This window comes from Herbiconiux sp. 11R-BC (genome assembly GCF_049472555.1).
In the GTDB taxonomy this organism is placed as follows: domain Bacteria; phylum Actinomycetota; class Actinomycetes; order Actinomycetales; family Microbacteriaceae; genus Herbiconiux.
In genome coordinates this window covers 383,790-397,602 of record NZ_JBCEBO010000002.1, presented here as the reverse complement: position 1 = coordinate 397,602, position 13,813 = coordinate 383,790, and the positions used below count along the sequence as shown (strand labels likewise).

The window sequence follows — 13,813 nt, the reverse complement described above, 5'->3', positions numbered from 1 at the left end:
CACTCGACAACGAAGCCGAACCTGGAGAGAAATGAAGAACATCCCCGTCAGAGCGATCGTGGCGGCCACCGCCCTGTCGCTGACCATCCCGCTACTGAGTGCGACACCCGCATTCGCCGCCGCCGACGACCACCTCGTCGCCCGGTACTCCCTCGACGAGACGAGCGGCACGACCGCGGTCGACGGCTCCGGCCACGGCCGCGACGCCTCCTACGTCGGAGGCGTCGCCCTCGGCGGAGGCGCCGGTGCGACGCTCGACGGCGTCGACGACCATGTCGCTCTTCCGGCGAACATCCTCGCCGGCCTCGACTCGATCACCGTGAGCACCGAGGTTCTCGTGCGGGCCTCGCAGGGCACGCCGTACTTCGTGTTCGGGCTGGGCAACCCCGCCACCAGTGCCTCGGGCACCGGTTACCTCTTCGCCACGGGCAACGCCTACCGGGCGGGCATCACGAAGACGAACTGGAGCGGCGAACAGGTCGTCAGCACGAGCGCCAACCTCGAGCGCGGGGTGTGGAAGACGCTCACCTACACGCTCGACGACGCGAGCGACACCGCGCGGCTCTACCTCGACGGCAGCGAGGTGGCCGTGAAGACCGGCGTCACCGTGAAGCCCAAGGAACTCGGAAACGGCGTCACCACCTCGAACTTCATCGGGCGCTCGAACTACGCCTCCGACAAGTTCCTGGCCGGCAGCGTGCGCGACTTCCGCATCTACGACACGGCGCTCACGGCGGGCGAGGTGGCTGCCCTTCAGCCCACCGACGCCACCCGCGCGAGCCGTGACGCGGCCCAGCTCTCGCTCGGCGACCTGTCGGCCGTGCAGTCGAACCTCAGCCTGCCCGCCGGCGGGCTCAACGGCTCCACCATCACCTGGGCTTCGGACCGGCCCGCTGTGATCTCGGCCGCGGGCGTGGTGACGCGCCCGGCCGCCGGTCAGGGCGACGCATCCGTGGTGCTGACCGCCACCGTGACGCGCGGCTCGGAGTCGCAGACCAAGACCTTCACGGCGACCGTGCCCGCTCTGCACGACGACCAGTACGACGTCGAGGCGGCCGCGGCCGCACTGACGATCACCGGCATCGACGACGTGCGCGGCAACATCACGCTCCCCGGGGCGCCCGCCGGGATCACTCTGAGCTGGACCTCGTCCGACGCGGCGGTCGTGACGGCCGACGGTGCGGTCACGCGGGCCTCGTCCGACCGGACGGTCGTGCTCACGGCGCACCTGAGCAAGGGCTCCGCCACGACCACGCGCGACTTCACCGCGACCGTGCGCAAGGCGATCGCCGCGGCCCCCTACGAGGGCTACGCGTTCGCCTACTTCACCGGCAACTCGCTCGCCGGCGAGAACATCTACTTCGCGGCGAGCGAGGGCAACAACGCCCTCGACTGGCGCGAGCTGAACGGCGGACAGCCGGCGCTCACCTCGAGCCAGGGCACCAAGGGCCTGCGTGACCCCTTCCTCATCCGCTCCCCCGAGGGTGACACCTTCTACCTGATCGCCACCGACCTCTCGATCGGCAGCGGCACCTCGTGGGGCGACTCGGTGCGCACCGGCAGCCAGTACATCGAGGTCTGGGAATCGCACGACCTCAAGAACTGGTCGGCGCAGCGCCACATCAAGATCGCTCCCGACAACGCCGGCAACACCTGGGCGCCGGAGGCCTACTACGACGACTCCATCGGCGCCTACGTGGTGTTCTGGGCATCCTCGCTGTACGCCGACAACGACCCGGGCCACACCGGGGCGAGCTACCACCGCATGATGTACGCCACGACGCGCGACTTCGTCAACTTCAGCACCCCGCAGATCTGGCAGGACCAGGGCGTCTCCCGCATCGACTCCACCGTCATCAAGTCCAGCGACGTGTACTACCGCTTCACCAAGGACGAGGGCGCCGGCGGAACCGGGTGCAGCGACATCATCCAGGAGTCCTCCACCGACCTCCGGGCGACCCTGGGCTCGTGGACCGTGCTCGACAGCTGCATCGGCAAGAAGGCCGGAACGAGCGCCGTCGAAGGCCCCACCGCGTTCAAGTCGAACCCCGGTGACGTCAACGGGGACAAGTTCTACCTCTTCGTCGACGAGTACGGCGGGCGCGGCTACATCCCGCTCGAGACGGCCGACATCGCGCACCCGAACTGGACTGTCTCGTCGAACTACGACCTGCCGGCCAGCCCGCGCCACGGCACCGTCATCCCGGTGACCGCCGCCGAGCTCGAGAGCCTCGGTCAGGGCCCGGATGCGGCGCCCGTCAACAGCAAGGGCGAGATCCTGCGCTACGACTTCAGTGACGGATCGGGCACCGTGCTGCACGACGTCTCCGGCAACAGCCAGGACGCGAGCATCAAGGGCGGAGCGACGTTCTCCGACGGCGCACTGGTTCTCGACGGCAACGACGACTACGTCGACCTGCCCGACAACCTGCTGGCCGGCGTCAAGGACACCACGATCGAGACGGATGTCTGGATCGACTCGGCGCAGTCGGGGGCCTACTTCATCTACGGCCTCGGCAACACCGTCTCCGGTGTCGGCAACGGCTACCTGTTCACCACCGGCAACGCCTACCGCACCAGTCTCGCGACCGGCAACTGGACGACGGAGCAGACCGTCTCCCAGGGCAGCGACCTGCCGCGCGGCCGCTGGGCGCACCTGACGTACGTGCTGAAGGACACCACCGCGACGATCTACCTCGACGGCGTGGCCGTGGCATCCGGAACCGTCACCACCGACCCGGGCGACATCGGCGGCGGCTCGACCACCGCCAACTACCTGGGCCGGTCGAACTACGACGCCGACAAGAAGCTCAAGGGCAAGCTGCGCGAGTTCGCGATCTACAACCGCGCTCTCTCGGCCGCCGAGGTGCTCGAGGACTCGGGGAACACGACCGCGCTGGCGGGCGTGACCCTGCAGGAGGACGTGCTGAAGATCAGCCCGATCGTGGACTCCACGGCCCACGAGGTGGTGTTCCCGGTGAAGCCGGGCACCGATCTGACGGCGCTCACCCCGGTGTTCGCGACCTCCTCCGCGGTCGTGGCGAGCCCCGCATCCGGAACCACCGTCGACCTCAGCCAGCCCGTCTCGGTGACCCTCACCCCGGTGGGCGGGGGAGACCCCGTCACGTGGACGCTGCGCGCGGTCGACATGGCGAGCCCCAGCATCCCGGGCCTGTACGCCGACCCGAACGTGGTCGCGTTCGGTGACACCTATTACATCTACGCGACGACCGACGGCTACCCCGGCTGGGGCGGCAAGGACTTCTACGTCTGGTCGTCGAAGAATCTGGTGGACTGGACGAGGTCGGATGCCCCCATCCTCACCCTCGACGGGGCGAACGGGAACGTGCCCTGGGCCTCCGGCAACGCCTGGGCTCCGACGATCGCGGAGAAGGACGGCAAGTTCTACTTCTACTTCAGCGGCCACAACACGGCTCTGAACCGCAAGACGATCGGCGTCGCCGTCGCGGACAGCCCCACCGGGCCGTTCGTGGCGCAGCCGCAGGCGATGATCCTCAACAACGAGGCGATCACCTCGGGTCAGGCCATCGACCCGGCGGCCTTCACCGACCCGGCGACCGGCAAGCACTACCTCTTCTGGGGCAACGGCTCGCCCGTCTACGCGGAGCTCTCCGACGACATGCTGTCGATCAAGGCGGCGACGCTCAAGCGGGTCACGGGGCTGACCGACTTCCGCGAGGGTTCCTTCGTGAACTACCGCGACGGTCTCTACCACCTGACCTACTCGATCGATGACACGGGTTCACAGAACTACCGCGTCGGCTACGCGACGGCCACGAGCATCGACGGGCCGTGGACCTACCGCGGCGTGATCCTGCAGAAGGACGCCTCGAAGGGCATCCTGGCCACGGGCCACAACTCGGTGCTCAACGTTCCGGGCACCGACGACTGGTACATCGTCTACCACCGCTTCGGCATGCCGGGCGGTGACGGACAGCACCGCGAGACCACGATCGACAAGCTCAACTTCGACCCGGCGACCGGTCTCATGCAGACCGTGACCCCGACGCTGACCAGCGTTCCGGCGCAGACGATCGTCGACCCGCAGCCGCTCGCGGCGCGGATCGACGGCACGGCGCGCGTCGGTGAGACGCTGACCGCTGCGGTGGATGCGCCGTGGCAGGCCACCGGCTTCACCTGGACGCGTGACGGCTCGACGATCGCGGGGGCGACCTCGGCCTCGTACGTGCTGGCCGCCGGCGACGAGGGCGCGGTGATCGGAGTCTCGGTCACGGCGACCAAGCCGCTGTGGAGCCCGGCGTCCGCGTCGGCCGAGACGGCGGCCGTGCTGCCCCCGGTCGATCCGGAGCCGCAGCCGGTGGTGGTGGATCGGATCGCGGGTGCGGACCGGTTCGAGGTGGCGGTGAACACCTCGAAGGCGGGGTTCCCGGATGGGGCGTCGACGGTGTTCGTGGCGTCGGGTGCGGTGTTCCCGGATGCGCTGTCCGCGGCTCCGGCGGCGGCGGTGGCGGATGCGCCGATCCTGTTGACGGCATCCGGTTCGCTGCCGGCGTCGGTGCGCGACGAGATCGTGCGTCTGCACCCCGACCGCATCGTGGTCGTGGGTGGTGTGAACACGGTGAGCAGTGCGGTGGAGTCGGCTCTGGGGCAGATCGCTCCGGTGTCGCGGATCGGTGGTGCTGACCGGTTCGAGGCCTCGCGGAACATCGCCGCGGCGGCGTTCCCGGATGGCGCTCCGGTGGCCGTGCTGGCAGCCGGGGCGAACTTCCCGGATGCGCTGTCGGCGGGTGCTGCGGTCGCGGGCCGGGGTCCGGTCATCCTGGTGAACGGGGGTGCTTCGGGTCTGGATCAGGCGACGAAGTCGCTGCTGGGTTCGCTCGGTGTCACCGAGATCGCGATCGCGGGCGGCCCGAACTCGGTCTCGACGGGTATCCAGGCCGATGCCGCGGCGATCACCTCGACGGTGCGGCTGGGTGGTGCCGACCGCTACGCGGCGTCGCGCTCGATCAACGAGCACTTCGCGCAGAGCGCGGACCGGGTGCTGCTGGCGACGGGGGAGAAGTTCCCGGATGCGCTGGCCGGCTCGGCGTTCGGTCCGAAGGTCGGGGCGCCGTTGTTCACGGTGCCGGGGTCGTGTGTTCCGGCGGAGACGCTGGCGCAGATCACGGCGTTGGGTGCGACGAAGGTCACGCTGCTGGGTGGTCCGAACTCGTTGAGCGCGGGGGTGGAGAGCCTCACGGCCTGCCGGTAGGTGCAGCGGCCTGGTAGCGGGCCGGTGGGAAGGCGTCCACTCCTTCGGGGGTGGGCGCCTTCTCGGCGTCTCCGCGCCGAGCGGGGCAGGGCGGGGCGGCCGGCGTCACTCGGGGCCGGGCGGGGGTGCTCGGGGAGGGCTCGGGCGCCGAGGTGGGTGCTCGGGTGAAGGGTTCGGGCGGCGGTGCGGTGCTCGGGTCAGGGGCGGCGGAGTGACGCGAGTCGTTCGCGGATCGCCCGCAGGCGGGCTCCGAGCAGCGTCAGGGCGGGCCGGCTCGAGGCCGGTGATGCGGCAGCGGTGGCAGAGGCGAGGCCGGAGTCGGCGTCCGAGCCGGCGCCGAGGCTCGCGACGGCGTGGAGCTCCGGGCGCGCCCCGACCACCAGGTCGAGGAGCTCGGCGCCCGCCGCCGCGGGCCGTCGCTGGAGCGATCGCCGCAGGGGCCCGGGTGCGAGCGCGGCCGCGCGGCGAGCCGCGCGGAGGGGCGGGGCGAGCTGCTCGACGCGGTCGAGCGCCAGGTCTGCCTCGGTGCGGAGAGAGGCGGCGGAGGCGGGGCCCTGGTCGCGCGCGACCGTGACGAACGCGGTCAGCGCGCGGAGCGCATCCGCTGATCGTCGCCGCAGAACGTCGGTGGTTCTCACCGGCAGAACGAACCAGGATGCGACGATGGCGATCGCGCCGCCCCACAGCACCCCGAGCAGCCTGCTCTCGAGCACCCCGGCCCCGGTCTGGCCGAAGTAGCCGTAGAGCAGCGCGAGAACCGCGGTGATGCACGCCGCCCACCAGGCGTAGCTCACCGGACGCAGCCAGAGCGCGACCGCCAGGAGAACGAAGATCCCGATCACGGCGCCCACACCACCGGGCGTCCCGAGGCCGACGGCGACCGTGGCGACGACGGTGCCGAGCAGTCCGCCGGAGACGCGCAGCACTCCCTTGTAGACCACGTCGCCGCGGCCGCGGTTGCCGCTGCACACGATGAAGGCCGTGATGACGGGCCACACGAGGTGGTCGGGAAAGAGCAGGTGCCCCACCGCGAACGCGGCGGCGAGCGAGACCGCCAGCTGGAGGGCCATGCGGGTACTGGGGAGCAGGCGGCGGCGCGCGCGGCGGTCGTCCGGTGCCGGCGGCGGCGGCACGGGCGTCGGGGCCGGCGGGGCGGGATGCGGGGTCGGCCGTGCGAGCGTTGCGGCCGGAGAAGAGGAGACCCACTGCACCGCGCTCGCCCAGCCGAAGGCGATGAGCACCCCCACGATCGCCCAGAGGGCGAAGCCGCCGCCGACCGGGATGGGCAGCGGCGTCACGAGCGTCGCGATGAACGGGAGGGTCGCGATGGTGCCCAGGCGCGTCGCGCGCGGGCCGAACCGCCGCAGCCACACGAAGGCGGCCAGGGCCCCGACGAACAGCAGCTCGCCGAGCGCGACCACCTCGTGCTCGACCAGGCCCACCAGCGCGGCGGCCACCGTCGCGGCGGCGAGCACTCCCAGGTCGACCGCGCGGTCGCGGGGCTTCGAGCCGAGGTCGCGGCGGGTGAGCATCACGGCCACCACCACGCTCAGCACGATGGCGTCGACGTCGACGGGCGCGAACCCCGAGAGCTCCAGCATCGACCAGAAGGTGAGGAGGATGCCGATCATCGCGGCGACGGCGCCGCGCGCGTGCGCGATCAGGCCGATGTGTGCGGATCCGGGCATCGGCGGCCCCCTCCTCTCGGTTCGTCCTCCCACCCTCTCACTCCCGGCCGGCGAGCTCGATGCCTCAGCAGGCCGCGTCGCCGGAGAGCGGGCCTCTCGTCTCAGCCGTCAGCCCGACTGCCGTGAGCCGTTGGCCATTTCGTCGGCAAGCCGTCGACCGTCAGCTGTCCAGCTCGCCCTCGAGAACGGCCATCGCGGCGCTACGGCCGCCGAGGCCTGAGACCGCACCACCGCGCTGCGACCCCGAGCCGCACAGCAGGATGCGCGGGTGGGCCGTCGCGACCCCCCAGCGCTCCGCCGGCGTTCCTCGTGGGGCGTCGTCCTCGAGGAACGGCCAGGTCAGCGGCCCGTGGAAGATGTTGCCGCCCGGCATGCCGAGAGTGCGCTCGAGGTCTGCGGTGGTCTTCGTCTCGATGCACGGCCGGCCCTGCGCATCCTTCGCCAGCAGCGGCTCGATCGGCTCGGCCAGCACGCTGTTCAGCGAGTCGAGCACGGCCCGCTCGAGCGTGGGGGCGTCGAGCCCGAGGCGGTGGGGGGTGTGCAGGCCGAACACGGTGAGCGTCTGCACCCCGCGTTCGCGGAGCTCGGGCGACAGGATGCTCGGGTCGGTGAGCGAGTGGCAGTAGATCTCCGCGGGAAGCGGGCTCGGCAGCCGGCCGCTCTCGGCTTCGCTCACGCCGTGCTCGAGCTGGGAGTAGAGCTCGTTGACGTGGAACGTGCCCCCGAACGCGGCTTCGGGCGACACCGTCGAGTCGCGCAGCCTCGGCAGCCGCTCGAGCAGCAGGTTCACCTTCACCTGGGCCCCCTCCGGCGCGCCCCCTCCGCTCCCCCACCCAAAAACAAGGAGATCCCGCTCGACACGCCGGTCGGTCGCCGATGGTTCCGGCGAGTCCCCTGAGATCTCCTTGCTTGTCGCGGCGGCGAGAGGTTCAGCGGAGGCCAGGAGGGGGTCCAGGACGGCCGGGGCGACGTTGGCGAGCACGTGGGTGCCGTGCACGGAGTGAGCGGCCGCGGCATCCATGCCGGTCGGGGTATACCTCACGTCGCCATCGGGCGAGACCGATGTCACCTCGGTGCCGGTGCGGATGACCACCCCGGCCTCGCGGGCCACGCGCAGAAGCTCTCCGGTCACGGCGCCCATGCCGCCGACGGGTACGTCCCAGTCGCCGGTGCCGCCGCCGATCACGTGGTAGAGGAAGCAGACGTTCTGGCGCAGCCCGGCGTCGTGAGCGGATGCGAAGGTGCCGATGAGCGCATCCGTCGCCATCACGCCGCGAACCAGGTCGCTCGCGAAGCGCTGCTCGATGGTCTCGCCGATGGGGCGCTCGATGAACGCCGTCCAGAGCGCGTCGTCATCGAGCAGGGCGCGGGCCTCGCTGCGAGTGGGGAGCGGCTCGGTGAGCGTGGGCCAGAAGGCGGTGGCGAGGCGAGCGAGGTCGGCCGAGAACTCGTCGAAGGCGGTGGCATCGGCACTCGCACCGACGGAGGCGAAGGATGCGCGGGTCGCCTCGGGGTCGTCGTTGTCGATGAGCAGACCCCGTTCGCTGCCCGGGAGCGGCGTGTAGGAGGAATAGCGGCGGCGGAGGAGCCGGAGATCCAGCCCCAGCTCGTCGATGACGGCGGCCGGCAGGAGGCTCACCAGGTAGGAGTAGCGCGAGAGGCGCGCATCCATTCCCTCGAAGGCATACGAGGAGACGGCGGCTCCGCCGACCTCGTCGAGCCGCTCCAGAACACACACGCTGCGGCCGGCGAGGGCGAGGTAGCACGCGGCCACGAGACCGTTGTGTCCTCCACCGACCACCACGATGTCGAAGTTCTCCACAGCGAGCATGCCTTGAGCCTAATGCGCGGGCCGACGACCTATCCTCAGAGGATGGCTGACCAGACCGACCCGGCTACCCCTGCCGCCTCCACCGAGCTCGCTCAGGAGGCGGTCGCGCTCGCGCGCCGCTGGCTCGACGAGAGCGCCGACGCGCCGGTCGATCCTTCGGCCGCGCGCCTCGCGGGCGTCCTGAAAGACCCCGACGGCCTGGCCTTCACGGTCGGCTTCGTCGACGGCGTCGCCCGGCCCGAAGACCTGCGGGTCGCGGGCAAGAACCTCGCGAAGCTCGCCAAGCGGGTTCCGCGATTCCTGCCGTGGTACCTCCGGGCGGCGGTCTCGCTGGGCGGGGCGTTCGCCGAGGTGGTGCCCGGTGTCGTGGTGCCCGTCGCCCGGCGGGTGCTGCGCTCGATGGTCGGCCACCTCATCGTCGACGCCCGGCCGGCGAAGTTCGCCCAGGCGGTCGAGACCCTGCGCTCCGACGGAGTGCGCCTCAACATCAACCTGCTGGGCGAGGCCGTGCTCGGCGACCGCGAGGCGGCCAAGCGTCTCGCGGGCACCATGGCGCTGCTCGAGCGGCCCGACGTCGACTACGTGTCGGTGAAGGTGTCGTCGGTGGCGAGCGGGCTCTCGATGTGGGCCTTCGACGAGACGGTCGAGCGAGTCGCGCAGAGCCTGCTGCCGCTCTACCGCATCGCCGCGCGGCAGGGTCTCGTCGGTCCGCGCACCGTGGCCGGCGGCGTCGCTCCGGCGCGCAAGTTCGTGAACCTCGACATGGAGGAGTACCGCGACCTCGACCTCACGGTCGCGGTGTTCCAGCGTGTGCTCGACGAGCCCGAGCTCCTCGACTTCGAGGCGGGCATCGTGCTCCAGGCCTACCTGCCCGACGCCCTCGGCGCCCTCCAGCGCCTGCACGCCTGGGCAGCCGAGCGCCGCGCCCGCGGCGGCGCGCCCATCAAGGTGCGCGTGGTCAAGGGCGCGAACCTCGCCATGGAGCACGTCGACTCGGCGCTGCACGACTGGCCGCTCGCCACCTACTCCTCGAAGCAGGACACCGACACGAACTACAAGCGGGTGCTCGACTGGGCTCTGCGCCCCGAGCACGTCGACGCGGTGCGCATCGGCGTCGCCGGGCACAACCTGTTCGACGTGGCGTGGTCGTGGCTGCTCGCCTCGCAGCGCGGGGTGACGGCATCCGTCGATTTCGAGATGCTGCTCGGCATGGCCACGGCGCAGGCGGATGCGGTGCGCAAGACCGTGGGCCACCTGCTGCTCTACACGCCCGTGGTCGCGCCCGCGGAATTCGACGTGGCCATCGGCTACCTGGTGCGCCGGCTCGAGGAGAACTCGTCCGACGCGAACTTCATGTCGTCGGTGTTCGACCTCGCGTCGAGCCAGGCGGCCTTCGCGAAGGAGCGCGACCGCTTCCTCGCCTCCCTGGCCGAGCTCGAGCCGGTGGTCTCCGAACCGCCGCTGCCCAACCGCCGGCAAGACCGCCTGCACGGCGACATCGAGCCGGCGCCCGTGGAGTTCGCGAACACGCCCGACACCGACCCCTCGCTGCTCGCCAACCGGGTGTGGGGGGCGCGCATCCTGAGCCGGGTGCCCGAGTCGACGCTCGGCGTGTCCGCCATCGACGCGGCGCGGGTGACGGATGCGGTGCTGCTCGAGCAGATCATCGCCGGTGCGGCCGCCGCCGGATCTTCGTGGGGTGCGCGCGCCGCCTCCGAGCGTGCGGGTTACGTGCGACGCGCCGGGTATGCGCTCGAGGCCAACCGCGACCGCCTGATCGAGGTGATGGCCTCCGAGACCGGCAAGACCATCGCGCAGGCCGACCCCGAGGTCAGCGAGGCCATCGACTTCGCGCACTTCTACGCGCACACGGCGATCGAGCTCGACGCCGTCGACGGCGCGGTCTTCGAGCCCTCGGCGCTCACGGTGGTGGCGCCGCCGTGGAACTTCCCGGTCGCCATTCCGGCGGGCGGCGTGCTCGCCGCGCTGGCCGCCGGCAGTGCCGTCATCATCAAGCCCGCGCCGCAGGCGAAGCGCTCCGCCGCGGTCATGGTCGAGGCCCTGTGGGAGTCGGGCGTACCGCGCGAGGTGCTGCAGCTCGTCGACGTCGAGGAGGGCGAGCTGGGCCGGCGTCTGATGTCGGACGCGCGGGTCGACCGGCTCATTCTCACCGGCGCCTACGACACCGCGGCCCTGTTCCGCTCCTGGCGCCCCGAGCTTCCGCTGCTCGCCGAGACGAGCGGCAAGAACGCCATCGTCGTGATGCCGAGCGCCGACCTCGACCTCGCGGTGGCCGACATCGTGTCCAGCTCCTTCGGCCACGCCGGGCAGAAGTGCTCAGCCGCGAGCCTCGTGATCGTGGTGGGCTCAGTGGGGCAGTCCAAGCGGTTCTCGCGGCAGCTCGTCGACGCGGTGACCTCGCTGCGCGTGGGGTACCCGAGCGACCCGACCGTGCAGATGGGTCCGCTGGTGGAGCCGGCGGCGGGCAAGCTCGCTGAAGCCCTCACCACCCTCGGGCCGGGGGAGCGCTGGCTGGTGGAGCCGCGTGCGCTCGACGACACGGGCCGGCTCTGGTCGCCCGGCGTGCGCGAGGGCGTTCTGCCGGGAACGCCGTTCCACCTCACCGAGTACTTCGGCCCCGTGCTGGGCATCATGCAGGCGCCCACCCTCGAGGCGGCCCTCGAGCTGCAGAACGCGGTGCCCTACGGGCTGACCGCCGGGCTGCACTCGCTCGACCCGGCCGAGATCGAGCAGTGGCTCGCCGGCGTCGAGGCCGGAAACGTCTACATCAACCGCGGCATCACCGGCGCAATCGTGCGCCGCCAGCCGTTCGGCGGCTGGAAGAAGTCGTCGGTGGGCGCGGGAGCGAAGGCGGGTGGCCCGAACTACCTGGTGCATCTGGGCGGCTGGCGCAACGAGCCCGGCTCGCCGAGCGAGGGGCTCAGTCTCGCCGGCCTCGAGCCGCGCGTCGCCCAGCTGCTCGAGACCGCCACGGCCGGGCTCGAGTGGAGCGACTTCGACATCGCCCGCCGCGGGGCGAAGAGCGATCAGGCGGCGTGGACCGAGATCTTCGCAGCGCGCGACGTGTCGGCGCTCGGGGTGGAGATCGACGTGCTGCGCTACCTGCCGGTTCCGGTGACGATCCGCCTCTCCGAGGGGCAACCGCTCCACGAACTGGTGCGGGTGCTGGCCGCGGCCACCCTCGCGCGCTCGACCGTGGTCGTGAGTTCGGCGGCCAAGCTGCCCCGCCCGCTCCGGGCGCTGCTCAAGGAGCGCGGGGTGCGCGTCACCGTCGAGAACGACGCCGCCTGGCTCGCCCGGGCGCCGCAGCTGCTCGGTGGGGTGCACCGCATCCGTCTGATCGGCGGCGGCGCGGCGGCGCTCGCCCGCGCACTGGGCGGTTCGCCTGACGTGGCGATCTACGCCGACGAGGTCACGCGCGCCGGCCGCATCGAACTGCTCCCGTTCCTCGTCGAGCAGGCCGTCAGCCTCACCAACCACCGCTTCGGCAACCCGAGCGTGCTGATGGACGGCCTGTTCGACTGAGCGCGGCTCGGCCCAGCACGACAGTGCCAGCGGCCGCATCGCGCGGGACGACTTCGGGCCGGCCGGAGTCCGGATGGGCGCCGCGCCGCGGGCAGTGGCTCCGACGCCGCGCCTGGGCTGGGCGCCGTATCGACGAGGGGTGCGGGCGCACGCCGGGGCGTGGCTGGGGCCGCGGCGGCGCGGTTGACGGGTACGGGCGCACGCCGAGGAGTCCGGCTGCCTCGGCGAGGGGTGTGGGTGCGTGTCGGGGTGTCCGGCTGCCTCGGCGAGGGGTGCGGGCGCACGCTGGGGTGTCCGGCTACATCGGCGAGGCTTCGGTGTCGAGACAGCGGGCGTCGGCGTGCGACTGGTTTGTGCAATGAGCTCGGGTGCGGGCCGGTGTGTTCCGTCGGGAGCGGGGCCTCGGTGGTGGGGCCGAGGGTGCGGGCCGGGTTTGCGGGGGGCGGGGGGTCAGGCGCCCGGCTGGCGAAGGGCCGCCTCGACCAGGGCGGCGGCCTCGCCGGCGGAGATGCCGAGCGAGGCGGCGCGATCGGCGTAGGCGCGAGCCGCGAGCTGCAGCTCGCGCTGGGCGGGGGAGCCGGTGGCCGAGACGAAGGAACCGAGGCGTCCGCGGGTCTCGATGAGCGCATCCGCTTCGAGTTCGCGGTAGCTGCGGGCCACGGTGTTCGCGGCTAGGCCGAGTTCGGTGGCGAGGGCCCGCACCGTCGGCAGGCGGGTGCCGGCGGCGAGTTCGCCCGAACCGATGGCGTCGCGGATGCCCGCCCGTAGCTGCTCGAACGGCGGAACCGCGGACTCCGGGTCGATCTGCAGGCCGAGCCCCGTTGGGCGGGTGCTCGAGCTCGGCTCCGCGGCGCTCACGGGCGCACCGCCGTCGACCGTGAGAGTGGTGCTGCACCAGTGGAGGCACGGGCGGTGGCGGCGACGCGCATCCGACGTCTACCGCCGGATCAGATTCGACAGCACGATGGCGCTGCGGGTGTGGTCGACGTTGGGGGCGATGCGCACGCGCTCGAGCGCATCCTCGAGGCTCGGGATGTCGCGCGAGCGGATGTGCACGATCGCGTCGGCGCTGCCGGTGACGGTTCCGGCATCGACCACCTCGGGCACGCCAGAGAGGATGCGCTTCAGCTCGGCGGGCGCGACCGTGCCGCGGCAGAACAGCTCGACATAGGCCTCGGTGACGGTGCCGTCGAGCGCCGGGTTGAGCTGGATGGTGAAGCCCGTGATGATGTTGTCGGCCACGAGCCGGTCGATGCGGCGCTTCACCGCGGAGGCGGAGAGGCCCACGACCTGGCCGATGTCGCCGTAGCCGCTGCGGGAATTGACCTTCAGGAGGTCGATGATGCGATGATCCAGAGCGTCCATGCCGCAAGTCTACGCGAATATCTTGCGTACAGAGCGGAGATTCGCAGGAATATCGAGCCCCAAGGCGCCAAAATGCGGAAAGCGCGTGCCAAACTGGCGGTGGCGTGCCCCGGCCGGGGCCCCAGGACAGCGCGCTGGTCCGCCATCCGC

At 71.6% G+C, this 13,813-nt stretch carries 6 protein-coding genes; 2 read left to right on the top strand and 4 right to left on the bottom strand.

The features are described from left to right. Positions 1 to 31 precede the first annotated feature (31 nt). Positions 32 to 5,233 (top strand): family 43 glycosylhydrolase, encoded by a 5,202-nt coding sequence (locus VD659_RS06880; RefSeq protein WP_423260385.1) that lies wholly within the window; start codon positions 32 to 34, stop codon positions 5,231 to 5,233. 197 nt (positions 5,234 to 5,430) lie between these two features. On the opposite strand, the gene VD659_RS06875 is transcribed toward VD659_RS06880, so the two are convergent. Both VD659_RS06875 and VD659_RS06870 read right to left on the bottom strand, forming a co-directional pair. Then, positions 5,431 to 6,921, bottom strand: coding sequence for an FUSC family protein (locus tag VD659_RS06875; RefSeq protein ID WP_423260384.1), 1,491 nt, complete (start codon positions 6,919 to 6,921; stop codon positions 5,431 to 5,433). Between the two features lie 160 nt (positions 6,922 to 7,081). Next, complete coding sequence (locus tag VD659_RS06870) at positions 7,082 to 8,752, bottom strand: phytoene desaturase family protein (protein ID WP_423260383.1); 1,671 nt, start codon at positions 8,750 to 8,752, stop codon at positions 7,082 to 7,084. A 42-nt stretch (positions 8,753 to 8,794) separates the two neighbouring features. Between VD659_RS06870 and VD659_RS06865 the strand changes: the two genes are divergently transcribed. Continuing rightward, the gene (locus tag VD659_RS06865; RefSeq protein ID WP_423260382.1) at positions 8,795 to 12,298 is read left to right on the top strand and encodes a proline dehydrogenase family protein; all 3,504 of its coding nucleotides are present in this window, start codon (positions 8,795 to 8,797) and stop codon (positions 12,296 to 12,298) included. A 450-nt stretch (positions 12,299 to 12,748) separates the two neighbouring features. On the opposite strand, the gene VD659_RS06860 is transcribed toward VD659_RS06865, so the two are convergent. Together VD659_RS06860 and VD659_RS06855 are read right to left on the bottom strand one after the other, a co-directional pair. Further along, positions 12,749 to 13,156: a GntR family transcriptional regulator gene (locus VD659_RS06860; protein WP_423260381.1), complete on the bottom strand. Its 408-nt coding sequence runs from the start codon at positions 13,154 to 13,156 to the stop codon at positions 12,749 to 12,751. Between the two features lie 78 nt (positions 13,157 to 13,234). Next, positions 13,235 to 13,663 (bottom strand): Lrp/AsnC family transcriptional regulator, encoded by a 429-nt coding sequence (locus VD659_RS06855; protein WP_137839057.1) that lies wholly within the window; start codon positions 13,661 to 13,663, stop codon positions 13,235 to 13,237. Between the last annotated feature and the right edge of the window lie 150 nt (positions 13,664 to 13,813).

What these genes read in the sequence shown, in the direction of transcription:
- VD659_RS06880 (WP_423260385.1), top strand. Translation starts at nt 32, where the DNA reads ATGAAGAACATCCCCGTCAGAGCGATCGTGGCGGCCACCGCCCTGTCG.
- VD659_RS06875 (WP_423260384.1), bottom strand. Translation starts at nt 6,921, where the DNA reads ATGCCCGGATCCGCACACATCGGCCTGATCGCGCACGCGCGCGGCGCC.
- VD659_RS06870 (WP_423260383.1), bottom strand. Translation starts at nt 8,752, where the DNA reads ATGCTCGCTGTGGAGAACTTCGACATCGTGGTGGTCGGTGGAGGACAC.
- VD659_RS06865 (WP_423260382.1), top strand. Translation starts at nt 8,795, where the DNA reads ATGGCTGACCAGACCGACCCGGCTACCCCTGCCGCCTCCACCGAGCTC.
- VD659_RS06855 (WP_137839057.1), bottom strand. Translation starts at nt 13,663, where the DNA reads ATGGACGCTCTGGATCATCGCATCATCGACCTCCTGAAGGTCAATTCC.